General features: G+C 65.1%; 20 protein-coding genes, 1 tRNA gene and 1 pseudogene. 16 read left to right on the top strand and 6 right to left on the bottom strand.

Annotated elements, in window-relative coordinates; all coding sequences use genetic code 11:
• Positions 1-2 precede the first annotated feature (2 nt).
• Complete coding sequence (locus AAHS21_RS12770) at positions 3-455, top strand: SRPBCC family protein (RefSeq protein WP_342928037.1); 453 nt, start codon at positions 3-5, stop codon at positions 453-455.
• The gene (locus AAHS21_RS12765) at positions 448-2,241 is read left to right on the top strand and encodes a sulfatase-like hydrolase/transferase (RefSeq protein WP_342928036.1); all 1,794 of its coding nucleotides are present in this window, start codon (positions 448-450) and stop codon (positions 2,239-2,241) included. Before AAHS21_RS12770 ends, AAHS21_RS12765 begins: the two co-directional genes overlap by 8 nt.
• 79 nt (positions 2,242-2,320) lie before the next feature.
• Here AAHS21_RS12765 and AAHS21_RS12760 read toward each other — a convergent pair whose 3' ends face one another.
• On the bottom strand, positions 2,321-2,767 hold the full coding sequence (locus AAHS21_RS12760) for an Lrp/AsnC family transcriptional regulator (protein ID WP_342928035.1): 447 nt from the start codon (positions 2,765-2,767) through the stop codon (positions 2,321-2,323).
• 121 nt (positions 2,768-2,888) lie between these two features.
• On the opposite strand from AAHS21_RS12760, the gene ddaH reads away from it, so the two are divergent.
• The 3 genes from ddaH to AAHS21_RS12745 are packed head-to-tail and all read left to right on the top strand — an operon-like array spanning position 2,889 to position 6,459.
• Positions 2,889-3,767 carry a dimethylargininase gene (gene ddaH, locus AAHS21_RS12755; RefSeq protein ID WP_342928034.1) on the top strand — a complete coding sequence of 293 codons (879 nt, stop codon included), beginning with the start codon at positions 2,889-2,891 and terminating at the stop codon, positions 3,765-3,767.
• Entirely contained in the window at positions 3,764-4,999 is a 1,236-nt protein-coding gene (rocD, locus tag AAHS21_RS12750; protein ID WP_342928033.1) for an ornithine--oxo-acid transaminase, read from the top strand. The genes ddaH and rocD overlap by 4 nt, the downstream gene beginning before the upstream one ends.
• A gap of 29 nt (positions 5,000-5,028) precedes the next feature.
• Positions 5,029-6,459 (top strand): amino acid permease, encoded by a 1,431-nt coding sequence (locus tag AAHS21_RS12745; RefSeq protein ID WP_342928032.1) that lies wholly within the window; start codon positions 5,029-5,031, stop codon positions 6,457-6,459.
• An 87-nt stretch (positions 6,460-6,546) separates the two neighbouring features.
• Here AAHS21_RS12745 and AAHS21_RS12740 read toward each other — a convergent pair whose 3' ends face one another.
• From AAHS21_RS12740 to AAHS21_RS12730, 3 genes are read right to left on the bottom strand one after another with little or no spacing between them, the layout of a single operon-like run.
• On the bottom strand, positions 6,547-7,884 hold the full coding sequence (locus AAHS21_RS12740) for a sugar ABC transporter substrate-binding protein (protein WP_342928031.1): 1,338 nt from the start codon (positions 7,882-7,884) through the stop codon (positions 6,547-6,549).
• The gene (locus AAHS21_RS12735) at positions 7,881-8,705 is read right to left on the bottom strand and encodes a carbohydrate ABC transporter permease (protein WP_342928030.1); all 825 of its coding nucleotides are present in this window, start codon (positions 8,703-8,705) and stop codon (positions 7,881-7,883) included. Before AAHS21_RS12735 ends, AAHS21_RS12740 begins: the two co-directional genes overlap by 4 nt.
• Entirely contained in the window at positions 8,692-9,567 is an 876-nt protein-coding gene (locus AAHS21_RS12730; RefSeq protein WP_342928029.1) for a sugar ABC transporter permease, read from the bottom strand. Before AAHS21_RS12730 ends, AAHS21_RS12735 begins: the two co-directional genes overlap by 14 nt.
• Positions 9,568-9,627: 60 nt before the next feature.
• Here AAHS21_RS12730 and AAHS21_RS12725 point away from each other — a divergent pair, with 60 nt between their 5' ends.
• The 7 genes from AAHS21_RS12725 to AAHS21_RS12695 all read left to right on the top strand — a co-directional run bounded on the left by AAHS21_RS12725 (position 9,628) and on the right by AAHS21_RS12695 (position 17,763).
• Positions 9,628-11,145 carry a TldD/PmbA family protein gene (locus tag AAHS21_RS12725; protein ID WP_342928028.1) on the top strand — a complete coding sequence of 506 codons (1,518 nt, stop codon included), beginning with the start codon at positions 9,628-9,630 and terminating at the stop codon, positions 11,143-11,145.
• Positions 11,142-12,515, top strand: coding sequence for a metallopeptidase TldD-related protein (locus tag AAHS21_RS12720; protein ID WP_342928027.1), 1,374 nt, complete (start codon positions 11,142-11,144; stop codon positions 12,513-12,515). Before AAHS21_RS12725 ends, AAHS21_RS12720 begins: the two co-directional genes overlap by 4 nt.
• A 16-nt stretch (positions 12,516-12,531) precedes the next feature.
• Entirely contained in the window at positions 12,532-13,389 is an 858-nt protein-coding gene (locus tag AAHS21_RS12715) for a carboxymuconolactone decarboxylase family protein (protein ID WP_342928026.1), read from the top strand.
• 38 nt (positions 13,390-13,427) lie between these two features.
• Positions 13,428-13,643 carry a DUF3072 domain-containing protein gene (locus AAHS21_RS12710; protein ID WP_096289041.1) on the top strand — a complete coding sequence of 72 codons (216 nt, stop codon included), beginning with the start codon at positions 13,428-13,430 and terminating at the stop codon, positions 13,641-13,643.
• A gap of 58 nt (positions 13,644-13,701) precedes the next feature.
• Positions 13,702-13,775, top strand: a tRNA-Ile gene (locus AAHS21_RS12705).
• A gap of 170 nt (positions 13,776-13,945) precedes the next feature.
• Positions 13,946-15,406 carry a hypothetical protein gene (locus AAHS21_RS12700; protein ID WP_342928025.1) on the top strand — a complete coding sequence of 487 codons (1,461 nt, stop codon included), beginning with the start codon at positions 13,946-13,948 and terminating at the stop codon, positions 15,404-15,406.
• A gap of 170 nt (positions 15,407-15,576) precedes the next feature.
• Positions 15,577-17,763: an arylsulfatase gene (locus AAHS21_RS12695; RefSeq protein ID WP_342928024.1), complete on the top strand. Its 2,187-nt coding sequence runs from the start codon at positions 15,577-15,579 to the stop codon at positions 17,761-17,763.
• A 93-nt stretch (positions 17,764-17,856) separates the two neighbouring features.
• Here AAHS21_RS12695 and AAHS21_RS12690 read toward each other — a convergent pair.
• Positions 17,857-17,970 (bottom strand): annotated as a pseudogene (locus AAHS21_RS12690) (MBL fold metallo-hydrolase); the annotation flags it as partial.
• Positions 17,971-18,098: 128 nt separating this feature from the next.
• Here AAHS21_RS12690 and AAHS21_RS12685 point away from each other — a divergent pair.
• Positions 18,099-20,645, top strand: a complete 2,547-nt coding sequence (locus AAHS21_RS12685) for an excinuclease ABC subunit UvrA (RefSeq protein ID WP_342928023.1) — start codon at positions 18,099-18,101, stop codon at positions 20,643-20,645.
• Positions 20,646-20,723: 78 nt separating this feature from the next.
• Here AAHS21_RS12685 and AAHS21_RS12680 read toward each other — a convergent pair whose 3' ends face one another.
• Positions 20,724-21,548: a formate/nitrite transporter family protein gene (locus AAHS21_RS12680; protein ID WP_342928022.1), complete on the bottom strand. Its 825-nt coding sequence runs from the start codon at positions 21,546-21,548 to the stop codon at positions 20,724-20,726.
• Positions 21,549-21,782: 234 nt separating this feature from the next.
• Between AAHS21_RS12680 and AAHS21_RS12675 the strand changes: the two genes are divergently transcribed.
• The 3 genes from AAHS21_RS12675 to AAHS21_RS12665 all read left to right on the top strand — a co-directional run bounded on the left by AAHS21_RS12675 (position 21,783) and on the right by AAHS21_RS12665 (position 26,860).
• Positions 21,783-22,331 carry an MmpS family transport accessory protein gene (locus tag AAHS21_RS12675; protein WP_342928021.1) on the top strand — a complete coding sequence of 183 codons (549 nt, stop codon included), beginning with the start codon at positions 21,783-21,785 and terminating at the stop codon, positions 22,329-22,331.
• Entirely contained in the window at positions 22,328-25,261 is a 2,934-nt protein-coding gene (locus tag AAHS21_RS12670) for an MMPL family transporter (protein WP_342928020.1), read from the top strand. The genes AAHS21_RS12675 and AAHS21_RS12670 overlap by 4 nt, the downstream gene beginning before the upstream one ends.
• Before the next feature lie 360 nt (positions 25,262-25,621).
• On the top strand, positions 25,622-26,860 hold the full coding sequence (locus AAHS21_RS12665) for a hypothetical protein (protein WP_342928019.1): 1,239 nt from the start codon (positions 25,622-25,624) through the stop codon (positions 26,858-26,860).
• The last annotated feature ends 48 nt before the right edge of the window (positions 26,861-26,908 follow it).

The following is a 26,908-nucleotide window of genomic DNA, read 5'->3' as shown; positions in this document are numbered from 1 at the left end:
GCGTGGCCGACATCCAGCGCACTCGTACCATTGCCGCGCGCCCGCAAGAGGTCTGGGATGTCCTGGCGGACTTCGGCGCCATCGTTTCGTGGGCCGACAACGTCGACCACTCATGCATATTGGCTTCGGGGGCCGACGGAGCACCGGTCGGTACCACCAGACGAGTCCAGGTCAAACGCGACACCCTGGTCGAGCGCATCACCGAGTTCGACCCGCCCCATGCGCTCGCCTACGACATCGAGGGCCTGCCCCGGCTGCTGCGCCGGGTGGTCAACCGCTGGACGCTGGCGGCGGGTCCAGACGACTCGACCGTGGTGACGCTGACCACCACGGTCGAAATCGGGCACTGGCCGCCGCAGCAGCTTGCCGAACGCGTCGTGTGTCAAGTCGCTGCGCGACAGTCCGATTCGATGCTCGCCGGGCTTGCCCACCGATTGGAGAATGCGCGTGTCTGATCGCCCCGACATCGTCATCCTGATGACCGACGAGGAACGTGCGGTGCCGCCGTACGAGACGCCCGGTGTGCTGGCGTGGCGCGACCGAGTACTGACAGGCCGCAAGTGGTTCGACGACCACGGCGTCAGTTTCGGCCGCCACTACACGGGATCGCTCGCCTGCGTGCCGAGCCGCCCGACCATTTTCACCGGGCAGTACCCCGACCTGCACGGCGTCACCCAGACCGACGGCATCGGGAAGACGGCAGGCGATTCCCGGATGCGCTGGCTTCGTCCCGGCGAAGTGCCCACCCTGGGTAACTGGTTTCGCGCGGCCGGATACGACACGCACTACGACGGCAAGTGGCACATCTCGCACGCGGATCTCGAAGACCCGGACACCGGCCGTTCGCTGGCGACCAACGACGACGACGGCGTCGTCGACCCGGTCGCGGTGCAACGCTATCTGGACGCGGATCCGCTTGGGCCGTATGGCTTTTCCGGATGGGTCGGCCCGGAGCCGCACGGGGCGCTGCTGGGTAATGCCGGGATTCGCCGCGACCCGCTGATCGCCGACCGCGTCGTCGCGTGGCTGACCGACCGCTACGCGCGCCGTCGCGCCGGCGACCCGTCCGCGCTGCGCCCGTTCCTGCTGGTCGCCAGTTTCGTCAACCCCCACGACATCGTGCTGTTCCCGCTGTGGTCGCGGCGCAGTCCGGTCAAGCCCTCGCCGCTGGACCCACCACCGGTCGCCCCGGCGCCCACCGCCGAGGAAGACTTGTCTACCAAACCCGCCGCGCAAATCGCTTTCCGTGAGGCGTATTACTCCGGCTACGGTCCGGCACCCGCGATCGACCGGACCTACGAGCGCGGCGCGCAGCGCTACCGCGATCTGTATTACCGCCTGCATGCCGAGGTGGACGGGCCGATCGACCGCGTCAGACGTGCCGTCACCGAAGGTGGTTCGGAGGATGCCGTTTTGGTGCGCACCGCCGATCACGGCGACCTGCTGGGCGCTCACGGCGGGTTGCATCAAAAATGGTTCAACCTCTACGACGAAGCCACCCGTGTTCCGTTCGTGATAGCCCGCATCGGTGCGCGCGCGACGCAGCCCCGGGTGATCACGGCGCCGACATCGCATGTCGACCTGGTCCCGACGCTGCTGGGTGCCGCCGGGGTCGATGTCGCGGAAACCGCCGCCACACTGGCGGAGTCGTTCTCGGAGGTGCACGAACTGCCGGGCCGCGACCTCATGCCGGTCGTCGACGGCGCACCTGCCGACGACACCCGGGCCGTCTACCTGATGACCCGCGACAACATGCTCGAAGGGGACAGCGGTGCGTCGGGTTTGGCGCGGCGCCTGAAGCAGACGGTGAATCCGCCTGCGCCGCTGCGGATCCGGGTTCCCGCGCACACGGCCTCCAATTTCGAGGGTCTGGTATTGCGGGTTGACGAGGCCGGCGGCGACGGACATCTGTGGAAACTGGTTCGCACCTTCGACGACCCGGGCACCTGGACCGAGCCCGGCGTTCGTCATCTGGCGGCCAATGGCATTGGGGGAGAAGCGTATCGGACGTCTCCGCTCGACGATCAGTGGGAGCTCTACGATCTGACCGCCGACCCGATCGAAGCAAACAACCGCTGGACCGATCCCGATCTGCACGACCTGCGCCAGCACCTTCGGATGCAGCTCAAGGGGGCCCGGGCGAGTTCGGTGCCGGAACGAAATCAGCCCTGGCCCTACGCAACTCGCCGGCCTGGGGCCCGGCCCGCGTGGCGCCGGATGCTGACGTTCCGCGCGCGCTAACGCTCACGCCGCGAGCGTAACGTGACGCGGAAATCTCGGGCCGAATGTCAGCGTGGCGTTACGCTCGCGAGTCCGACCGCTAGGTCCGCATCCGGTCGATCAGGTTTGACAGCACAACGATGCTTTCGCTGCGCTCGATGTCGGCACTCTCCCGAATGCGTTCGAGTGCGGACTCCAGGTGGCGCATATCGCGGGCCAGCACATGCAGGATCGCGTCGGACGTCCCGGTCACCGTCGCGGCGCTGACCACCTCGGGCATCTCCACCCAGGCCGCCCGCAGCTGATCGGGCGCGATCGTGCCGTGGCAGTACACCTGCACATACGCCTCGGTGTTCCACCCGAGCGCATTGCGGTCGACGATCGTGGTGAAGCCCCTGATCACGCCGTTGTCGAGCATGCGGTCGACGCGCCGTTTCACCGCCGGCGCGGACAAATTCACCTTCTCGCCGATCTCGGCGAACGTCGCCCGCGCATGCTCGGTGAGCTCGGCGAGGATGCGCTCGTCGGTGTCATCCAGGCGGTCCATCGCCCTCCATTCGAGCCTGCGCAATAAATCCCTGTCTACAGCACCCTAGCGCAACAAATCCTTCATAGACACGCAAGAATCGGCGTTTGATTGTGCACAGACGTCCAAATACCCTTGATCTATGACGGACTATTATGTCGCTGACCCGGCCCCGCGCGCCCGGCCCGAGGCATGGCAAGACACCGCGCTCAAGCGGTTCAGAACGGCTCGGACTCGTCGGTATGCGATGACGCCGCCGACCTACTTCGCGGTCGAGTACGCGATCAACCCGTGGATGGACACCAGTGCGCCCGTGGACGTCGACGTCGCGCACGCGCAGTGGGAAGACCTCCGGCGGACCTATCTCGGGCTCGGCCATCGCGTGGACATCGTCGAGCCGGTACCCGGTCTGCCGGATATGGTCTACGCCGCCAACGGCGGCTTCGTCGCCGGTGATGTCGCCATCGTCGCCCGATTCCGCTACCAGGAGCGGGCCGGCGAGGCCGTGGCGTACGGCGAGTGGATGTCGTCGATGGGCTTCCAGGCTGTCACGACCCGCCACATCAACGAGGGGCAGGGCGACCTGCTGCTGGTCGGCGAAATGGTGTTGGCGGGCTACGGCTTTCGCACCGACCGGCGCGCCCATGCCGAGGTGTCGGCGGCGCTGCGCATGCCGGTAGTTTCCCTCGAGCTGGTCGATCCGCGGTTCTATCACCTCGACACCGCGCTGGCCGTCCTTGACGATCACACGATCGCCTACTACCCTCCGGCGTTCAGCGTGGCGGCTCAAGATCAACTGCGCGCGCTGTTTCCCGACGCTATCGTGGTGGGAAGCGCGGACGCCTACGTACTTGGCCTCAATGTGGTATCCGACGGCCTGCATGTCGTGCATCCTTGCGCCGCAACGGTTTTCGGAGACCAGTTGCGGGAAGCGGGCTTCGAGGCCGTCGGCGTCGATCTCTGCGAGCTGCTCAAGGGGGGCGGTTCAGTCAAGTGCTGCACATTGGAGGTGTTTGAATGACGATTCTGGACCACCCGACTTCGCTGGCCGGCGACGAAACCGAGAACGCGATCGGACTCGTCGAAAAGTATGCAGCGCACAATTATTCGCCGTTGCCAGTGGTGGCGGCAAGCGCTGAGGGTGCCTGGATCACCGACGTCGAGGGACGGCGCTACCTGGATTGCCTGGCCGCGTATTCGGCGGTCAACTTCGGGCACCGCAACCCGGAGATCACCGCGACAGCGCACGCCCAACTCGACACCGTCACGCTGGTCAGTCGGGCATTCCACGCCGCGAACCTGGGCCCGTTTTGTGCTGGGCTTGCCGAGTTGTGCGGCAAAGACATGGTGCTGCCGATGAATTCGGGCGCGGAGGCCGTCGAGAGCGGCCTCAAGGTCGCCCGCAAGTGGGGCGCCGACGTCAAGGGCGTGCCCGCGGGCCGCGCCAACATCGTCGTGGCCGAGAACAATTTCCACGGCCGCACGATCAGCATCGTCAGCTTCTCTTCGGACCCGACGGCGCGGGACGGCTTCGGTCCGTTCACCCCTGGCTTCCGTGCGGTGCCGTTCGGTGATGTCGCGGCGTTGGCCGACGCGGTCGACGAGAACACCGTCGCGGTGCTGCTCGAACCGATCCAGGGCGAGGCCGGCATCATCGTGCCGCCCGACGACTATCTGCCGGCCGTTCGTGCGCTGTGCACCGAACACCACGTGCTGATGATCGCCGACGAGATTCAATCGGGCCTGGCGCGCACCGGCTACACGTTCGCCTGCGACCGCTGGGGTGTGGTGCCCGACGTCTATCTGCTCGGCAAGGCGCTCGGCGGCGGCGTCGTTGCGCTGTCGGCGGTGGTCGCAAACCGCGACGTCCTCGGTGTGCTGCACCCGGGCGAGCACGGCTCGACGTTCGGGGGCAACCCGCTGGCCGCCGCAATCGGCACCACGGTGGTCGCGATGCTGGCCCGGGGCGAATTCCAGGCTCGCTCGGCCGAGTTGGGGGCCCATCTGCACGGACGGTTGCGAGACCTGATCGGTGACGGGGTGATCGCGGTGCGTGGCTTCGGCCTGTGGGCCGGCGTCGACATCGAACCCACCCTGGCCACCGGCAAGCAGATCAGCCTGCGGCTGGCCGAGCGCGGCGTGCTGGTCAAAGACACCCATGGTTCGACGCTGCGGTTCGCGCCGCCGCTGGTGATTACTGAGCAAGAAATCGGTTGGGCCATCGACCAGTTTGCAGCCGTCTTGCGGGCATAATCAGCTGATCCAGCACGAGGGGGCGCCATTTGCCAGCCAGCTCGATCAGCCTGACAGCACAGATGCTGCGGCGCCGCCCGGTATCCGGCGCGCCCGTCGCAGCAGGGGCCGCGGAGCATCTCAAACGCGGCATTACCGCGTTCCAGCTGACCATGTTCGGGGTCGGCTCGACGATCGGCACCGGCATTTTCTTCGTGCTGTCGCAGGCGGTGCCGGAAGCCGGCCCCGGGGTGATCGTCTCTTTCATCATCGCCGGCGTCGCGGCCGGGCTGGCCGCCATCTGCTACGCCGAATTGGCTTCGGCCGTACCGGTTTCCGGGTCGTCGTATTCGTACGCGTACGCGACGCTGGGCGAGGTCGTCGCGATGGCGGTCGCGGCCTGCCTACTGCTGGAGTACGGCGTGGCCACCGCGGCGGTGTCGGTGGGCTGGAGCGGCTACGTCAACAAGCTGCTGCACAACCTGTTCGGATTCGAGCTCCCGCATGCGTTGTCGGAGGCGCCGTGGGACTCCGACCCCGGCTACGTGAATCTGCCCGCGGTCATCCTGATCGCGATGTGTGCGCTCTTGCTGATCCGCGGCGCCAGCGAATCGGCGCGGGTGAACGCGATCATGGTGATGATCAAGCTCGGCGTGCTGGGCATGTTCGTGATCATCGCGTTCACCGCGTTCGACGCCAACCAGCTCAAGGACTTTGCCCCGTTGGGCGTGGCCGGCATCGGCTCGGCGGCGGGCACGATCTTCTTCTCGTTCATCGGCCTGGACGCCGTGTCCACCGCGGGCGAAGAGGTGAAGGACCCGCAGAAGACCATGCCGCGTGCCCTGATCGCGGCGCTGACCACGGTCACCACCGTCTACGTGCTCGTCGCGCTCGCCGCACTGGGCACTCAGCCGTGGCAGGATTTCGCCGGGCAAGAGGATGCCGGCCTGGCGACCATCCTCGACAACGTCACACACCAACGCTGGGCCAGCACGATTCTGTGCGCGGGCGCGGTCATCTCGATTTTCACCGTCACCCTGATCACGATGTACGGCCAGACCCGCATCTTGTACGCGATGGCCCGCGACGGGCTGCTGCCCTCGCGATTCGCATCGATCAACAGGCGCACGTTGACTCCGGTGTCGAACACGGTGATCGTCGCTGTCGTCACCGGAACATTGGGTGGCCTCGTCCCGCTGGACAAGCTGGCGGACATGGTGTCGATCGGCACGCTGGTCGCGTTCATCGTCGTCGCGGTCGGCGTGATCATTCTGCGGGTGCGCGAGCCGGACCTGACCCGCGCGTTCAAAGTGCCCTTTTACCCTGTCACGCCGGTACTTTCGGTGCTGGCCTGCGGCTATATCCTGTCCAGCCTGCACTGGTACACCTGGATCGCGTTCAGCGGCTGGATCTTTGTGGCGTTGATCTTTTACTTCGTGTGGGGCCGCCGCCACAGCGCGCTCAACGCCGCCTCGTCGTGATCGCCGAGTTGGGGGCACCGCCGAGTGACACGCCAGCGTGGCTGTCGCCGTCGAGCGTCACGCTGGCGTGACGGCCGGCGCAGGCGACTAGCGGTGCGCGGCGGCATTCGCCGCGGCCTGTGCCTGTCTGAGGGTGGTCGCGACATCGCCGCGGCCGAGGAACATCTCGTCGAAATAGCTTTGCAGCGCGGCGTTTCCGGCCGCGAAGCCCGGACCACCCGGCGCCGGGATGCGCGGGCCCTGCAGGACGGAGAAGAAGGGTTCGACGTCGACGCCGTGCGCCGCCCAGTATGCGAAGTAGCCCTGCTGGGCCGAGCGTACCGCGGGGATCGCCGCGCCCTGATTGCCCAGATAGGCATTGCCCTCGCTGCTGCCCATCCAGGCCAGCACCTGACGCACGGCATCGGGATGCTTGGTAGCCGAATTGCCGGCTGCGGCAATGCCATTGGTGACGCTAATCCGGCCTGCGGGGCCGATCGGCAGCATCGCGATACCCCAGCGGAATTGGGCGTCACGCGCGATCGCCGCGAGGTTGTAGGTGCCGGATTGAAACAGCGCCATCCTGCCGGCCAGGAATTGATTGCGGGAGAAGTCGCCGTTGGTGTTGGTGTCCGAGGCCGGCGGCGCCACGTGGTCGTCGTTGATCAGTCCGACCACGTAGCGCAAGGCCGCGACGGCTTGGGGATTGTCGAACGCGAACTCGTCACCACGCTGGAATACCCCGCCCGCCGAGCCGATGTAGTTGAGGTAAATCGCCTGGGCGTCGTTGGCCGCGTTGTACCCCCACTGCCGAATCCGGCCGGGGTCGAAACCCGCTGTACTCGCCGCCTTTCCACTGGTGTCGACGGTGAGGCGGGCCGCCGTCGGGCGCAGGGTGTCGTCGCCGGCTGGATCCCAGCGCAGGCTGTTGAGCTGGCCGGGATCGATGCCCGCGGCGGCGAGCAGGTCCGCGTTGTAGTACACCGCGATACCACCGTCGGTCAGCTGCGGCACGCCCCATAGCGAGCCGTTGCGGGTGAACTGGTCGACCACCGCCGGTTCCCACTCCGAAATCGCTTCCGGGCTAAAGGTTTTGCTGATGTTCAGTAACCGGCCGTTGTCGGCGTAGCCGGCGAAGTAGGCATTGGACAGCCAGAAGATGTCGTCGGCGCTGCCTCCCGCGACGTCGGTGCGCAGCGTGTTGAAGTACGTCGCGTAGGCCACCAGGTCGACGCGCACCTCGATATCGGGATGCGTGCGGTTGAACTCCGCGAACGACTGCCGGTACGCGTCGGCGATCGGTGTGCCCCAGACCCGCACGCGCACCACGATCTTGTTGCCGTGCGGATCGCCGGAATAGTTCAGCAGCATAGCGATGGCGGCCAACAGCACCGCGACCAGTCCCAGCGCACCGGCGGCCAGTGTGGAGGAGCGGGGCCTGTTCACTTGACACCCGAGAGGACGATCGAGGACACGATGTGTCGCTGGGAAGCGATGAACAGCAGGGCCAGCGGGACGATCGCGATCGTGGTCGCCGCCATCACCAGCGTCCACTGCGCGTTGAAGCGGGACTGCAGTTCCGCGGTCGCCACCGTGAGCACCCGCCACTTGTGGCCGCTGGTGATCACCAACGGCCACATGAAGTTGTTCCATTGCGAGACCACGGTGATCAGCGTCAGCGTCGCCAGCACCGACCGGCTGGACGGAACGACGACGTGGGTGATGACGTCGAGGGTGTTGGCGCCGTCGAGGCGTGCGGCGTTGACCAGGTCGTTGGGGATCAGGCGAAAGTGCTCGCGCAGCAAGAAGATCGCGTACGGGGAGCCGAACATGAACGGCAACACCAACGCCCAGAACGTGTTGCGCAGACCCGCTTCGGCCATCATCAGATACATCGGCACCACGGTCACCGTCCCGGGCACCATCAACGTCGCGATGTACACCCAGAACAACACGTCGCGCCCGGGGAAGTCCAGGCGAGCGAACGCGTAGCCGGCCAGCACCGAGAAGGTCATCTGGCCGACCAGGATCACCGCCGTCATCAACGCCGTCACCGCCGCGGCGCGCCCGAATCCGGCACCGGCCAGGTCGCCGTAGTTGGCCAGCGTGGGTGGATGCGGCAGCTGCAGCGGTGTGCCCGTCGCGAACTGGTGCGCCGAGGTGAACGAGGTCAGTAGGCCAAGTGCGAACGGCAGCAACGTGATCAGCGCACCGACGACCATGCCGGCGTAGATCAGCGCGTTCGCGACGCGGCTAGACGAGGTCATAGGTGATCCGCCGCCGGAAATACAGATGCTGAACGATCGTGACGCCGATCAGGATCACGAACAGCACCACTGCCATCACCGAGGCCCGGCCGATGGACGCCGAACCGAACGCTTCGGCGTAGATGCGGTGGGCCACCAGGTCGGTGCTGCCTCCCGGCCCGCCGTCGGTCAACGCGTACACGGTGTCGAAAACCTGTGCGGTGCTGACGATCCCGGTCACCAGCACGAAGAACATCGTCGGGCGCAGCATCGGCAGGGTGATACGCCAGAACCGTTGCCAGGCGTTGGCGCCGTCGGTGCGCGCGGCGGCGTGGATGTCGTTGGGAATGGCCAGCAGGCCCGCCAGGAAGGACAGCGAGTTGTAGCCCACGTTCATCCAGACGACGACCGCCGACACCAGGGGCAGCGCGAAGGTGGGATCGGAGAGCCACTCGATGCTGTGTCCCAGCAGAGTCGCGATCGCGCCGTCGGTGGGCGCCAGGATCCAGCGCCACAGCACAGCGATCGCCAGCGGTGCGCAGATCCACGGCAGCACGAACACCGTCCGGAAAAAACCGGTCCCCGGCAGCAGCCGGGCCAGCATTAAGGCGACAGCCAGTCCCAGCACCGTCTGGGTGGGGACCACGATCGCCACGAAGATCGCCGTGACGAACAGCGAGTGCCCGAAGTCGGTGTCGGTCAACACTGAGCGCCAGTTGGCCAGGCCGACGAAGCGCAGCGGACCCAGCAAGTCCCACCGGTACAGGCTGAGCCAGATCACCACCAGGATGGGCAGCAGCAGGAAGGTGACGACGCCGAACAGGCTGGGCGCCAGCAGCCCATAGGCCAGCACGCTGGATCGCGGCTGACTCCGGCTGGCCATGCAGCTAATTAAAGCGGGCGCTGCCGGGGTTTGGAGTGCACAGTCGTTACGGTGGGAGCCGTGACACCGAATCGGGGGATCGATGCCGACTTCCTCGGCCTGCCGCGACACGAGCTCGCCGAGGCCGCGCTCTCGGCGGCCACGACGGCCGGGGCCAGCTACGCGGACCTGCGAATTCATCGCATCAACACCGAGATCATCCAGCTGCGCGACGGAGAGCTCGAGACTGCGGTCGTCAGCCGTGAGGTGGGGTTGGCGGTGCGGGTGATCGTCGACGGCACCTGGGGGTTCGCCTCGCACGCCGAGCTGGCGCCCTCGGTCGCGGCCGACACGGCGCGGCGCGCGGTGCACGTGGCCACCACGCTGGCGGCGCTGAACACCGAGCGCGTCGAGCTGGCGGCCGAGCCGGTCTACGCCGACGCCACCTGGGTGTCGAACTACCGGATCGACCCGTTCGACATCCCCGCGGCCGACAAGATCGGCGTGCTCGAGGAGTACTCCGGGCGGCTGCTGAGCGCAGACGGCGTCGACCACGTGTCGGCGGGACTGACCGCGGTCAAGGAACAGACGTTCTATGCCGACACCTTCGGGTCGGCGATCACCCAGCAGCGGGTGCGCGTGATGCCGTCGCTGGAGGCGGTGACCGTCGACCCCGCGGCGGGCAGCTTCGACTCGATGCGCACCCTGGCCCCGCCGATGGGACGCGGCTGGGAAGTGCTGGCCGGCGACGAGGTGTGGAACTGGACCGACGAGCTCGCCCAGCTGCCGGCGCTGCTGGCCGAGAAGGTCAAGTCGCCCAGCGTGACCGCGGGGCCCACCGACCTGGTGATCGATCCGACCAACCTGTGGCTGACCATTCACGAATCCATCGGCCACGCAACCGAATACGATCGAGCGATCGGTTACGAAGCCGCTTATGCCGGAACGTCCTTCGCGACTCCGGACAAACTCGGCACCATGCGCTACGGCTCGCCGGTAATGAACGTGACCGCCGACCGGACCGTCGAATTCGGTTTGGCCACTATCGGTTACGACGACGAGGGCGTGGCCGCCCAGAGTTGGGATCTGGTGCGCGACGGCATGTTCGTCGGTTACCAGCTCGACCGAGTGTTCGCGCCGCGGCTGGGGCAGTCGCGCTCCAACGGCTGCTCGTATGCCGACTCGCCGCATCACGTGCCGATCCAGCGGATGGCCAACGTGTCGCTGCAACCCAGTCCCGACGGGTTGAGCACCGAGGATCTGATCGGCCGGGTGCAGGACGGCATCTACATCGTCGGCGACAAATCATGGTCAATCGACATGCAGCGCTACAACTTTCAGTTCACCGGACAGCGGTTTTTCCGGATCCGCGACGGCCGGCTGGACGGCCAGCTGCGCGACGTGGCCTACCAGGCCACCACGACGGATTTCTGGAATTCGATGGAAGCCGTGGGCGGGCAGTCGACGTGGCGGCTCGGCGGCGCGTTCAACTGCGGCAAGGCGCAGCCCGGGCAGGTCGCCGCGGTCAGCCACGGCTGCCCGTCGGCGTTGTTCCGGGGCGTCAACGTGCTCAACACCCGGACCGAGGGCGGCCGATGATCACCCCGCAACACGTCGTCAACATCGTCTTGGACGAGGCGGCCAAACTGGGCCGCGCCGACGAAACCATGGTGCTGGTCACCGAGAAGGTCGAAGCGACGCTGCGATGGGCCGGCAATTCGATGACCACCAATGGGCTTTCGCACAGCCGAACGGTCACGGTCATTTCGATTGTGCGCAAGGGTGACAGCGCCTCCATCGGCACGGTGGTCTCCGCCGAGGTGGACCCGCGGGTGATCCCGGGTTTGGTGGCGGCCTCGCAGGACGCGGCCGCCGCCGCGCCGGAGGCGGGTGATGCCGCGCCGCTGCTGGCCGATACCGGCGTGCCCGCCGATTGGGACGCGCCGGTGCCCGGCACCGGGCCCGAGGTGTTCGCCGACGTCGCCGGCTCGCTGAGCCGCGGGTTCGCCGGCACCGACCGGCTGTATGGCTTTGCGCACCACAGTGTTTCGACGACGTTCCTGGCGTCCTCGACGGGGCTGCGGCGGCGGTACACCCAGCCCACCGGCGCGGTGGAGATCAACGGCAAGCGCGGCGACGCGAGCGCCTGGGCCGGTGTCGGGACGCCCGATTTCGTTGGTGTGCAGACGGATTCGCTGCTCGAGGACTTGTCGCTGCGGCTGGGTTGGGCCGAGCGTACCGTGGCGCTGCCGGCGGGGCGGTACGAGACGCTGATGCCGCCGTCGACGGTGGCCGACATGATGATCTACCTGGGTTGGTCGATGGCCGGCCGAGGCGCGCAGGAAGGGCGGACCGCGTTCTCCGCGCCGGGCGGCGGAACGCGGGTGGGGGAGCGGCTCACCGATCTGCCGTTGACGTTGTTCTCCGATCCGATGGCGCCCGGGCTGGCATGCACGCCGTTCGTCACGGCGAGCAGTTCCTCGGAGACGGTGTCGGTGTTCGACAACGGCATGGAGATCAACCAGGTCGACTGGATTCGCGACGGGGTGATCAACGCGCTGGCCTACCCGCGCGCCATCGCCGCCAAATTCGACGCTCCCGTGGCCGTCGCGGCGGACAACCTGGTGATGACCGGCGGGACCAAGGACCTCGCCGACATGATCGCGGGCACCGAGCGCGGTCTGCTGCTGACCACGCTGTGGTACATCCGCGAGGTCGATCCCACCACGCTGTTGCTCACCGGGCTGACCCGCGACGGGGTGTACCTGATCGAGGATGGCGAGGTCACCGCGGCGGTCAACAACTTCCGCTTCAACGAGAGCCCGCTGGATCTGCTGCGGCGCGCGACCGAGGCGGGAGTCAGCGAGAAGACCCTGCCGCGCGAGTGGGGCGACTGGGCGACCCGGGCGGCGATGCCGACGCTGCGGATCCCGGATTTCCATATGTCCTCGGTGAGCCAGGCGCAGTAGTCGTAACGTATCGGGCATGGTGGTTCCCGCTACGGTTCGAAATGGTCAGCTGACGCGGTTGGTGTCGCTGGCGTCGCCCGACGGCCGTCTGGTGGGCCTGGTGCGGCGGGTGTGTGCGCAGACGATGTCGTTGCCGCCGCTGCCGGTCGAGGTCCCGGTTTCCGAGCCGGTGTCCGACGTTGAGGCCGTGGTCGCCGAATTCGCCGAGCAGTTCAGCGCCGACGTGTCCGCGATCACCGTCGAGCAGCGGACGCGGTTGTTTAAGGCGTTGGGGGACAGTACCTTTGGCGCGGTGGTGGCGATGTACATCGCCGACTTGGTGCCGCGGGTGCGGGCCGGGCTAGAGGCGTTGGATGTCGGTTCGAGCCTGTTGGGTTGGACAAGCGAGCCGATCGAGTGGGATCACGCCACCGACTCGTCTGGTGAGGTGTTCAACGAGTTCCTGCCCTCGGTGGGTCGGATGCGTTCGCTGGACCCGGTGACGTCCGAGCTGGTGCGGCTGCGCGGGGCGGCCGCGCACAACTGCCGGCTGTGTAAGTCGGTGCGGGAGAGCAGGGCGCTGGATGCCGGGGGCTCGGAGACGCTGTACGGCGACATCGGGCAGTTCGAGCAGTCGGAGCTGATCGACGATCGCGCAAAAGCCGCGCTGCGGTATGTAGATGGGTTAATTTGGACGCCGGCGCACCTCGACGCCGACGTTGTCGCCGAGGTGCGCGCTCGGTTTTCCGAGGCCGAGGCCGTCGAGATCACCCTTGATGTGATGCGCAATGCCAGCAATAAAATCGCGGTGTCGTTGGGTGGGGATGCGCCCCGGGTGTCGGAAGGAACCGAGACCTACCTGCTCGATGTCGACGGGCAGACGGTCTTCAGCTGAATGTTTCGAACGCATGTGCGATGGATATTCCGTCGCCCATGACAAACAACACGCAAGCCGCACCGCAAGAGACTCCCGAGAAGGACACGTCGGAATGGGTGACCGGCGACGAACCGATGACAGGGCCGCAGCGCAGTTACCTGCACACGCTGGCTCAGGAGGCCGGCCGGGATGTTCCCGACGATCTAACGAAAGCTCAAGCCTCGGAGCTCATCGACGAATTGCAGCAAGCGACAGGGCGAGGCGCGGACTAAGCACCACTGCTTCGCTGGGAGTGCGAGCTGGGGCTAAGGTCGAACCCGTTGAATACCAGGGGCGGTAGCTCAGTTGGTTAGAGCCGCGGACTCATAATCCGTTGGTCGCGGGTTCGAGCCCCGCCCGCCCCACCTTAAAAGTGTGTTGCCTCGGCTGATGCTTGACGTTTCGATTCCGGGTGATGCCTGACAGTGTTTCGGGTGATGCCTGACAGTTACTTCGGCTGATCCTTGACATGTGCTTCCACGACGAAGTGCTGAGCAAACTGTTAGCCTGCTCGGTGCACTGTCCCGGGAGGACGATGAGCACCGACACCGCCGTACGCACCGCCGTGGTCTTCGTGCACGGTCTGCGCGAGCGCCGGCCCATGGACATTTTCGACGACTTCGCCAAGACGGTGTTGCCCCCGGGCGACGAAGGTTGGGAGTACTACCCCGATCCCATCGAGATCACGGCTTCCTACGAGGCGCGCCGCTACGTTGCGCCGTCGATCGGAGTCGAACTCTTCGAATACGACTGGTCGTTTCTGATGACGAGTGCCCGGTATGCGGGATGCATGGCCGCGCTCGCACGGGTCTTCCTCCGCCGACCCCGCCACGTGGCCGACCAGTTGTTCGGCATCTGGCGCTTGGTGTGGCTGGCTGTGCTGGTCCCTCTCACCGTGCTGGTGGGGCTGTTTGTGGTGGGCGGCTACTTCCTGCACACCGGGGTGGCCGGATGGATCATCGGGCTCGCCACCAGCGTGGTGGTGGTGACCGTCGCGCTGGCCTTACTTCGCATCGCGCCGCGCGCGTTGACCCGCAGCTTCCTCACGAGCGGCTTCGTCAACGTCGCCCGGTATTTCGCCCCCGTGCCGCAGTCACATGCGGCCCGGCGCGTGATCCGGCGTGGGCTCGTCGACCTGTTGTACACACTGCACCAAGGCCGTTACGCACGCATCGTCGTGGTGGGACACGGCATCGGCGGCCACATCGCCTATGACGCGTTGACGACGTTGTGGGACGAGACGCACCAACTGCGCGCAGCACCGGCCGAAAGTTCCGGCGGCCTCGGCTCGTTGGATGGCGTCGAGGCAGCCGCCGACCGGCTGACGGCCGACGCGGACTCGCCGGGCGCACTCGATGACTTCCAAGCCATGCAGTTCGCCCTGTGGCAGGACCTTCGGGCGCAGGGAAACCCTTGGCGAATAACAGATTTCATTACGGTTGGTACACCGATGGCGCTGGCCGACCTGTTCGTAGCCAGGCCGCCCATCCTCGGCGGTCTCAGCCCCTCCGACGGTCGGCGGCGCGAGTTGTTCGACAAGCTGATCCGTAGGGGTGTGGTGGCCAGTTGCCCACCTCGGTCGGCGGCGTTACCTGTCGACGCTGTCGGGAACGGGCCGGCGAGCTATGGTGCGGCTGGTGTGCTGGGAGCGCTATCCCCGTTCGCCGTGACCCGCTGGACCAACATCTGGTTTCCGGTGCGCCGAGGCAGCATCCGCGGTGACTGGTTCGGCGGCGCGCTTCGCCCGCTGTTCGGACCGGGCATCCGCGAGATCGCGGTCAGCGGTAACAGGCCCGAGCGGCTACGCCCTGGGGCGGCGCACACCCAGTACTTCAAGCACCCCGATCACGACGCCGAGGGAGACGTGGCGTTAATTCTCCGCGAAGTTCTTGCCCTCGAAGATCATTCGGGCCTCGACGCCTCGATGACTGCGCCTGAGCCCGATCACGCGACGGTCGGTCGGACGGTGTATCGGTCGTGGCAGCGCAGTATGTGACTAGTCCCGGCGGGCCGGCGAAAGTACGTTCACCGGGCAACGCGGGCGGTTCGGCTATAACGTGCGGGCCTATGACGCCAGACGTTGCAAGAACGCTCGATCGCACCCGGCTGCCGCTGCCTGACACGCCGACGGGCGGCAGAGCGGCACGAACGATTTCTGATTCGGTGATGCCCACCATCACGCCCATCCGGGCGCCGCAGGGCGCACCGAATGTCGTGATTGTGCTGCTCGACGATGTGGGGTTCGGGGCAACCGCGACATTCGGCGGTCCGGTCCCATCGCCAACCGGCGACGCATTGGCGCAGGAAGGTTTGCGGTACAACAGATTTCACACCACTGCGCTGTGTTCGCCCACCCGGGCTGCATTGCTCACGGGCCGGAATCATCATGTGGTGAACACCGGCAACATCACCGAGTGGGCTACCGGATACGACGGCTACAACAGCATCATCCCGAAATCGGCCGCCACGGTCGCTGAGACGTTGCGGCTCAACGGCTACAGCACCGCGGCGTTCGGCAAGTGGCATAACACCCCGGTATGGGAAGTGAGTCCGAGCGGCCCGTTCGATCGGTGGCCCACAGGCATGGGTTTCGAAGAGTTTTACGGGTTCATGGGCGGTGAAGCGCACCAATACAATCCCGGCCTGTATCACGGGACGACACCGATCGAACGTCCCGAAAACGTCGAGAACTATCACCTGACCACTGATCTCGCCGATCGGATGATCGAATGGGTTCATCGGCAGCGGTCCATCTCACCGGATCGGCCGTTTTTCGTGTACTGGGCTCCCGGCGCGACCCACGCACCGCACCATGTCGCGCCTGAGTGGAGCGAGCCCTTCCGCGGCCAGTTTGACCAGGGCTGGGACACGCTACGCGAGGAGATCTTCGCTCGTCAGAAACAGCTGGGGGTGATCCCCGCCGACGCGGAGTTGACACCGCGCCACGAGTCCATTCCCGCATGGGACTCGATCTCGCCGGATCGGCAGCGCATCGCCTCCCGGCTGATGGAGGTCTACGCGGGCTTTTTGGCCCACACCGATTACGAGATTGGGCGGATGGTCGCGGCGCTCAAAGACATGTCCGAATGGGACAACACGCTGTTCTTCTACATCATCGGGGACAACGGAGCCGCGCCTGCCGGTGGAATCGATGGTGTCTTCAACGAAATGGTGGCACTGAACGGACTCCAGGAGGACGTCGCGGTGGTGCTATCGAAGATGGACGAATTCGGCGGGCCGAAGGCCAGCAACGAGTATCCAGTCGGATTCGCGTGGGCGATGTGCACGCCCTTCCAGTTCACCAAACAGTTCGCCAGCCACTTCGGCGGCACCCGCAACCCGATGATCGTGACTTGGCCCGAGCGATTGACCGACCGGGGCGGGCTGCGTTCCCAGTTTCACCACGTCATCGACATTGCCCCCACCATTCTGGAGGCCGCCGGCATTCCGGCACCAACAACGGTCAACGGTGTGGCTCAAAAGCCCCACGACGGCGTCAGTGTGGCGTACACCTTCGACGATGCCGCGGTCGAGGACCGTCGCCGCACACAGTATTTCGAGATCCAAGGCACCCGCGGGATCTATCACGAGAATTGGATCGCGTGCACCTACCACGGCAAAATCCAGTGGAAGAAGAGCTCTCTGCCGGAGTTCAGCGATGACCGCTGGGAGCTCTACGACCTGAGCCGCGACTACAGCCAAGCGGTCGACCTATCCGCCGAACACCCGGACAAGCTCGCCGAACTACAGGCGTTATTCGACGCCGAAGCCGAGAAGAACTCCGTCTTTCCCCTTGACGACCGCGGACCGATCCGCGCGATCGGTGCCCGTCCCACCATTCTGGGGGAGCGGTCTTCCATCTCCTTCGGTCAGGGCGCGATTCGCATGCCCGAGGACATTATTCGCAGCACGTTCAACCGGTCGTATTCGATCACCGCGGTAATCGACACGCCGGGCGGGCCAACCGTGGAAGGCGTTCTGCTGGCAGCCGGCGGCTATTTCGCGGGACTGTCGCTGTATGTGCAGAACGGGCGGCCCAAGTTCACCTACAACTATTTCGGCTCGACGTACACCACCATCACCGCATCGGAAATCCTGCCTGCCGGCGAAGTCACCGTCGCGATCGAATTCGACTACGACGGTGGCGGTTTAGGCAAGGGCGGCGTGGCGAGGCTGCTGCTCGACGGTCGACACGTAGGGGACGCGCGCATCGAACGCACGGTGCCCTTTGGGTTCAGCGCGGACGAGGGACTCGACATCGGCATCGATGGCGGGACACCAGCCGCCGATACCTATGACGACACGTTTCCGTTCAACAGCACCATCAATGTGGTGACGATCCAGCTGCGATAAGCGGCGCAGCCAACGCCGACGGTCCGGCCTTGTTTCAGACGGTGACCGACGCCCCCCGGCCGACCGCGAGGACGCGGTCGCCGAGGCCGCGCCGCCCAGGTAGGCGTGCTGGCCGCGGTGCAGAAAATTTGGGTCGGTCAGCAGCATCAGTCCGCCGGCGCCGATCAACGTGGTGACGTTGCCGACGAAGGTCACGGTGATGTCCATGACGGCGGGCTACCCGCTCCCCGGGTGTTTACGCGGCCCCGAAATCGGCCTGCCTGCCTGCCTTCGTCGCGGTCAAGCAGCAAACATCGTGCTTGCGCGGCTGCGGGGCGGGTACACATCCGAGCACGATGACGCAAACGTCCGACGGAGGCACAGACGAACCCGACCCCTGTGTGCGGGTCTACGGGACGCGGGTCCACAATCTGCGCGGCGTAGACGTCGTAGCACCGCGCGATGCGCTGGTCGCGTTCACCGGAATCTCGGGATCGGGTAAATCGTCGTTGGCCTTCGGCACCATCTACGCCGAGGCGCAGCGCCGCTACTTCGAATCGGTGGCCCCGTACGCCCGCCGCCTGCTGCTGCCAGCCGGCGCGCCAAAGGTAGACGACATCACCGGTCTACCGCCCGCGGTCGCTTTGCAGCAGCGCCGGGGTTCGGCGACGTCGCGGTCGACGGTCGGCACCGTCACCACGCTGTCGAACCTGCTGAGGATGCTTTTTTCCCGCGCCGGAACCTACCCCCCGGGGGCCACGGAACGACTGGACTCCGACGCGTTCTCCCCGAACACCGCCGTTGGCGCGTGCCCCGAATGCCACGGGCTGGGACGAATCCATCGGGTGACCGAAGAGACGTTGGTGCCGGACCCGTCGCTGACCATCCGCGACGGCGCGGTGGCGGCTTGGCCCGGCGCCTGGCAGGGCCAAAACCTACGCGACATCCTCGTCACGCTGGGCTACGACATCGACAAGCCATGGCGGAAACTTCCTAAGCGTCAACGTCATTGGATTCTGTTCACCGATGAGCAGCCGACTGTCGAAATCGATCCCAGCCAGCACCCCGTGCAGGCCGATTATTACTACAACGGCACGTTCTCCAGCGCCGAACGCCACGTGCGCCACACGTTGGCCAACTCCCACAGCGCGATGATGCGGCGCCGGGTGCTGCAATTCGTCGACAGCGTCGAGTGCCCGACATGCGGCGGTTCTGGGCTGCGGCCCGAGGCGCTGCAGGTGACGTTCGCTGGGCGGACCATCGCCGACTACGTGGCAATGCCACTGGCTGACCTTGCTCACGCCTTGCGCCCCACGGCTTTTCGGACCGATGCTGCTGCGGCATACGAGTCAACCGAATCCGGTGAGCTGACGGAAGTAGCGACCACGATCGCCGCCGATCTCGTCGCACGCCTGCAGGTACTGATCGATCTCGGCCTCGGCTATCTCACGCTCAGTCGCCGCACGCCGACCGTGTCACCGGGCGAACTGCAGCGGTTGCGGCTGGCCACTCAACTGCGCGCCGGCTTGTTTGGTGTGCTTTACGTGCTCGACGAGCCGTCGGCCGGACTGCACCCCGCAGACGCCGAACCGCTACTCGACGTTCTCGACCGCCTACGGCGCGCGGGCAATTCGCTGTTCGTGGTCGAGCACGACATGGACGTGGTACGCCGTGCCGACTGGATTGTCGACGTCGGACCCGGGGCGGGGGAGCTCGGTGGCAAGGTGCTCTACAGCGGGCCAGTGCCGGGCCTCGCCGAGGTCGGCGAATCCGTCACTCGCAGATACCTTTTCGACGGGGCTGGTCCACCGATCCGTCAAACCCGGACGCAGACCGGACAGCTGCGGCTGCGCGGAATCTGCTTCCACAATTTACGAGACCTCGACGTGGACCTGCCACTTGGTGTGTACACCGCGGTCACCGGAGTATCCGGTTCGGGCAAGTCGACGCTCGTCGTCAAGGTCCTCGGCGACGTCGTGAAGAGCCACCTCGGCACCGGACGCGCAGTCGAACCGGCCGCATCCGACGATGACGAAACCGACACCGAGATCATCGATCTCGACCATGACGCGAGTGTCGGTGTGACGGCAGAGGGGGTCGAACAGATCAACCGGTTGGTGTCAGTCGACCAGCGTCCGATCGGACGCACTCCTCGCTCGACGCTGGCAACCTACACCGGCTTGTTCGATGCCGTCCGTCGCGAATTCGCCGCCACGCCGAAGGCGCGTCGCCGCGGTTGGACGGCGGGTAGGTTTTCCTTCAACGTGGCCGAAGGTCGCTGCCCCACCTGTCAGGGGGAGGGGTTCGTCTCAGTCGAATTGTTGTTCCTGCCAGGCACCTACGCCACTTGCCCGGCGTGTCAGGGGGCGCGTTACTCCGACGAGACGCTCGAGGTGCGCTACCGCGACCATACGATCGCCGACGTGCTCGCGATGACCGTCGACGAGGCCTCGGAGTTTCTTGACGATGTCGCCAATGCGGGGCGCAGCTTGACCACGCTGCGCGAGGTGGGGCTGGGATATCTCCGCCTTGGGCAGCCTGCGACGGAGCTGTCGGGGGGCGAGGCGCAGCGAATCAAGCTCGCCTCCGAACTGCAGCGTCCCCGCCGCGGGCATACGCTCTACGTCCTCGACGAGCCGACCACCGGGCTGCATCCCGCCGACGTGGATCTGCTGGATCGACAGCTGCACCGCCTGGTCGACGCGGGCAATACCGTGGTGGTGGCCGAACACGACATGCGGATGGTCGCGGGTGCGGACTGGGTGATCGACCTGGGGCCGGGAGCCGGCAGCGACGGCGGTCGCGTCGTTGCGGCCGGCCCGCCTCAGAAGGTGGCATGTGCGAAGGGCAGCCGCACGGCCCCGTATCTGGCGAAGCGGTTGGTGTCATCTGCTGCTCGATGAAGAGGTCGCGAAGGCGTGATACCGGCGTCGGCATTCGGATGCCGTACCAATCCCGCGGCGCCGCAGTCGAATAGGGCGTTATCCTTCACAAGCCTGGGCGTCGGCCCGCTCTTCCCGCAACCGATCCTTGCTCCGCAGCAGTCGCAACAGGGTCACAAAGACCAACCCGCCCACCATATTTCCAACCACGGTGTAGCAGAACCAGCCCAGCCAATCGAGATAGCCGAACGGTGCGCGACCGGTAATCAATGCGCCGAAAATCAACAGGGAGTCCAGAATTGAGTGAAACAACTGCAGACCGGCGAGCAGGAAAGCGACAGCGACGGCCGCGGCGATCTTTCCCGTCATCGAATCCGTGCCGTGCTGCATCCGGGTCATCAACGTGATCGCCATACCACCGAGCACGGCCAGCGACATCGTCTGCGCCGACATCGGAGCGGTGGCGAAGTGGGTGGCCGATTCGACGGCCTGAGCGCGCAGCTGAGGGAATCCCACCATGATCAGGCACATAATCACCCAGCCGCCAACCATATTGGCCAGTAATGTCCCTACCCACAGCTTGGATAGCTGAGCGAAGCTGGCACGTTTGGCCGCCACTGTCGTGACTGGCACCAGGAAACCCTCGGTGAACAACTCGCTGTGGCCCAACAACAGGGCCAAGAATCCAATCGAAAACGCCAGTCCCGCCAGCAACGGCCGGTGCGTGGCGTCCAGGACCGCCAGGTAGGCGAGCACGCCCAGCGCGACCTCGGTGCCACCGAAGAAACCGGTGACCAGGAGGCCCCGCCAGGTTCGGTGCAAGCGCTGCGTTCCTTCACTCAACATTCTGGTGAAAGCATCTTCGAGCTTGTCTTCGATCGGGCTCTCGTACGAGCCGAGTTTGCGCTGCATCGCTTCGCTCATCGTGGGTCCTCCGGATTCGCCGAGATGCAGTAGTACCCACCGAGCGAGGGGAGCGGCCTGTGCACATCTGTGACTCGTCCCACCCGCGCCGGTTAACCGTGTGCCGGCAGTGTCTGACTTTGCGGATGGTTCTATCCGGGCGTGAAACCCGGACCGTGTCGTTGTAGGTTAGAGCGTCTAAGCTTACCCTCTAAAGTAATTGATTAGCCTTCGTCCCTGGTTAGGAAAGCGCCCATGACGACCACCAAGCCGTGGACTGAGTCGCGTGATCCTGAGGTTCCCCAACGCAGCGAGGAAAAACCGGGCCCGGACCGCGTCAAGAAGAAAAAGGGCCTGTTCAGCCGGTTCTGGCTGGTGCTCACGATCGTGGCGGTCGTCGCTCTTTCGGGTTTTATGGTCTACCGCCTGCACGGAGTCTTCGGGGTCCATACCGGTTCGTTCGGTGGTGGCACGTCGGGTGAGGTCCTCGACCAGTTCAACGCCAAGACCATCACGCTCCAGGTCTGGGGCTCACCGGGCAGCACGGCGACCATCAACTACTTAGATGAAAACTCCCATCCGCAGCAGGCCCTCAACGTCACCTTGCCCTGGAGCACAGTCTTGAGTTCAACGAAGCCCGGCATCCCGGCAAACCTGGTAGCGCAAGGAGACGGGAGTTGGATTGCCTGCCAATTCGTGGTGGACAACCACGACGGGCGCGGTGCGGTGATCAAGGGTGCTAACCGATCGCCCGCCAACGAAAACGTCAATGCCATGGTCTACTGCCTGGACAAATCCGCATGAGCGAGACCACCGAGGCACCAGCGCCCCGCGTCGATCAGCCACTGATCCCGCCATTCCTGCCGCGGATGATCCATCGGCTTGCGCTGCCGATCGTCCTGGTGTGGTTGGGCATCGTCTTCGTCACCAACACGATTTCCCCGCAGCTCGAGGTCGTCTCCAAGCGCCAATCGGTGTCGCAGAGCCCCAGGGACGCCGTGTCGTTCCAGTCGATGATGCACGTCGGATCGACGTTCAAGGAGTTCGATACCGACAGCTCGGCGATGATCCTGCTTGAGGGCGACAAGCCGCTGGGGGCGGAGGCTCACCGCTACTACGACGAGATCGTCAAGCGACTCGAGCAGGACAAGAAACACGTTCAGCATATTCAGGACTTCTGGAGCGACCCGCTGACCGCCGCGGGCTCCCAGAGTCACGATCAAAAGGCCGCGTACGTCCAGGTCTACCTCGCCGGCAATATGGGCAGCGCCCAGTCTGGCGAATCCACGGACGCCGTCCGCAAGATCGTCGAATCGGTGCCCGCGCCGCCGGGGATCAAGGCCTATGTCACCGGGGCGGGTCCGCTGTTTGCCGATCAGTCGCACGCGGGTGAGAAGGGCGTCGCGACAGTCACCATGATCACCTTCCTGGTGATTATCGTGATGCTGCTGTGGGTCTATCGGTCGGTGGTCACCATGCTGATCATGCTGGTCATGGTCTTCATCGAATTGGCCGCGGCCCGCGGTGTCGTCGCGACGCTGGGCAATTACGGCATCATGGGGCTTTCGACGTTCGCCAATAACATGCTCGTGCTGATGGCGATCGCCGCCGGAACGGACTACGCGATCTTTGTGGTCGGCCGCTACCACGAGGCCCGCGGTCAGGGCGAAGACCGCGTAAAAGCGTTCTACACGATGTTCCACAGCACGGCGCATGTCGTGCTGGGTTCGGGGCTGACCATCGCCGGCGCGATGTATTGCCTGAGCTTCTGCCGGCTGCCCTATTTTTCCTCGCTCGGCATCCCCTGCGCCGTCGGCATGCTGGTCGCGGTCCTCGCGGCCTTGACTCTGGCACCGGCGATCCTGACCGTGGCGACGTTCTTCAAGCTGCTGGACCCGAAGCGAAAGCTGCAGACCCGGGGATGGCGACGCATCGGCACCGCCATCGTCCGCTGGCCCGCACCGATTCTCGCGGTGACCATCGCCGCCGCATTGGTCGGCCTGCTCGCTCTGCCCGGCTACAAGACGGACTACGACACCCGTCACTTTCTACCGGAAGACACCCCGGCCAATGTCGGATATGCGGCTGCCGACCGGCACTTCGACCAGGCTCGGCTCAATCCCGAGCTGTTGATGATCTCGACCGATCACGACCTGCGTAACCCGGCCGACTTCATCATCCTGGACAAGGTCGCCAAGGCCGTCTTCCATATCCCCGGCATCGGCCGAGTCCAGACCATCACCCGGCCGTTGGGCACCCCGCTCGACCACAGCACCCTCGGTTTCCAGATGGGCGCGCAAGCCGCAGGCCGGCTGCAGACCCAGCACTATCAGGAAGAGCAGGCGGGCAACCTGCTGAACCAGGCCGAAGAGCTCAAGAAAACGATGGCGACGTTGCATGAGCAGATGCAGGTCACCCAGGATCTGAGCAACACCACGCACGAAACCACCAGGCTCACCAAGCAAACCGTGCAGATCACCGAGAAGTTGCGCGACGACATCGCGAACTTCGACGATTTCCTGCGGCCGATCCGGAGCTACTTCTACTGGGAGAAGCACTGTTACGACATCCCGGTCTGCTGGGCAATCCGTTCGGTCTTCAACGCGCTCGACGGCATCGACCAGGTCGCCGAGAACATCGTGAACCTCAGCGCGAATCTCGACAAGCTGGACCAGATTCAGCCGAAGTTGGTGGCACTGATACCGCCGCAGATCGAGAGTCAGCAGCGCAACCTCGACACCATCATGTCGAACTACGCGATCACAAAGGGTCTCAACGACCAGGCGAAAGCCCAGGCGGACAACGCCACCGCGCAGGGCGATGCCTTCGACAAATCCAAGAACGACGACACGTTCTACCTTCCGCCGGAGGCGTTCAAGAGCCCGGACTTCGCGAGGGGTCTCAAACAGTTCATCTCGCCGGACGGGCACTCTGTCCGGTTGATCATCTCGCATGAGGGCGACCCCGCGACCCCTGAAGGCGTCAGCCACATCGAGCCGATCAAGCAGGCCGTGCACGAGGCGATCAAGGGCACGCCCTGGGAGGGTGCCCATGTCTACCTCGGCGGTACCGCCGCGACGTATAAGGACATGCACGACGGCTCGAACATCGACCTGTTGATCGCCGGAATCTCCGCAGCCACACTGATTTTCATCATCATGCTGGTGATCACCCGAAGTGTCGTAGCGGCTTTCGTGATCGTCGGCACGGTGTTGCTGTCGCTGGGCGCCTCGTTCGGACTCTCCGTGCTGCTATGGCAGTACATCCTGGGGATCAAGCTGCACTGGATGGTGCTGGCGATGGCGGTCATCCTGCTGCTGGCGGTCGGCTCGGACTACAACCTGCTGCTGATTTCGCGGTTCAAGGAGGAAATCGGCGCCGGACTCAAGACGGGGACGATCCGCGCGGTTGCCGGTTCGGGCTCGGTCGTGACTGCCGCCGGTCTTGTGTTCGCCGCCACCATGGCCACGTTCGCCTTCAGCCCGCTGCGGGTGATGGCCCAGGTGGGTACGACGATCGCGCTGGGTCTGTTGTTCGACACCTTGATCGTGCGGTCGTTCATGACGCCGGCGCTGGCCACCTTGCTCGGGCGCTGGTTCTGGTGGCCGCAGCACGTGCGTCCGCGGCCGGCCAGTACCATGCTGCGCCCGTACGGACCGCGTCCCGCCGTGCGCGAGCTGATCCTCAAGGACGTGGACGAAACGCCGCCGGGCGGACTGGTCACAAAGCGCTAAAAGCTTTGCCGACAACCTAATTCGGGTCCGGGGAGCTGTCAACGTAGTTGTCCTGGGCGCCAGCCATCGCGCTGCAGGCCGACATGGTCCGACATCTTGAGTCGCTGGCGGTTGCTCTGACGGGAACGCCTATGTGCGGCAACAGCTTCGGGGATGCGAATCAAGAAGCGGCGCTATTCGGTAGGGGAGTGACCCTCTTTGTGCGTCTCGGGGTCACTCTTCTTGACGGCGGGCATTGAAGATTTTTCACCGTTTGGGCGTTATTCACTAAAATGTTTTCAGTCTCGCATGTGGCGCAATATACTTTCGTCCATATTTCGATCAGAGTCCCGCGATGGGGCATCGCCAATGGAGGCGACTATGGCCGAGTCAGACACCGAAATTCCGCTGCGTGTTGAGCACGGCGTTCAAGGTAAAGGCCGCGCCGACAACGGCCATCCTGATCAGACCGAAACGGCCGCGATCGAGGAGTCGGAGTCCGCGGAAATAAAAACCGAACCATTGCCCGAGATCGACTCTGTCGCAACAGATCCGGCAGATCCTGACGCGGATGGGCATTCTCCGAATTGCTGCTTCCGGCGTGCGTGGAACCGACTTAGTGGCACTTCCACGGCCCAGCCTGGGGGGCCAACCCCTCCTGTTAAATGGATTGGGTTCAGGCTGTACCTGCACCAAAACTGGTCACATCTGAGCGCGCCTTGGCGGCAAGACGTTCAACGAACGCGAATCATGCTCCTCGGCGATCTACTGCGCCTCAATCCGAATCAAGACCGCAAACGTGAGCGCGTGCTTCTTTACGCACTCCTCGAAGACGCCAGCCGCGCATCGAGGGCGAGAGTAAATTTCCGGAAGTGGTGGTTCGGCACGGAGATCGAACGTGCGTGGAGGAACCTCCACGAGGTTGGACAACGTCTCGTCGAAATCCTCCCCAATGAGGACGTCGCAGCTCGAGCGAACTTCGCCGCGGAACGCGGACGCCGCTATCTGCGGGATGGCGACAAGCGGCTACAACATCTCGAGACTCTGCGCGTACAGGCTGGTGCAACACCAGAGCAGCTGCGCCCGGCCATCGTAGAGGTCATGCGTGCAACGCAGGCCGCGTCTGACCGTACCAACCAGGAGGCGCGTTACTTCCGGAACCGGCTCCTGATCGCCTCCGTCGTCAGCCTCTTGTTCGCGGTCATACTCGTCATCGTTCAGTGGCGCCTCGGCGACAATGCCCGGTTGCTATACCCGCCGGCCGACTGGCATGGCCCGGCCTGGGCGTTCCTCATCACCGTCATGATTTTCGGCAGTGTGGGCGCTTTGTTTACGACCATCCCGGCGATGGCCAAGATTCCGTCGGATTTCAGCGCATTCAACTTGCCCTATCAACAGGCAATGCTCAAAATCGTGTTCGGCCAACTCGTTGCGGTAATCGGCATCGCAATACTCAGTTTTGACACGCAGCATTCAGTGGTGCCGAAGACATGGCCCGCACTCCTGCTGGTCGCCGTGGTGTTCGGAGCGGCCCAGCAGGCAGTTACGCGATACGTCGACCAACGTGCAAACTCCATCCTGGAGGCAATAGCACCCGCGTCGACAAGAGATACGGCCTGAGCGCAGTGTGTAAATCGATGTGTTTGCATACCAGGGCTGTCAGTTCAT

The sequence above is a fragment of the Mycobacterium sp. 050272 genome (assembly GCF_039023525.1).
Lineage (GTDB): Bacteria > Actinomycetota > Actinomycetes > Mycobacteriales > Mycobacteriaceae > Mycobacterium.
The sequence above is the reverse complement of the archived record's forward strand: the minus strand, read 5'-3'. Positions and strand labels throughout refer to the sequence as shown.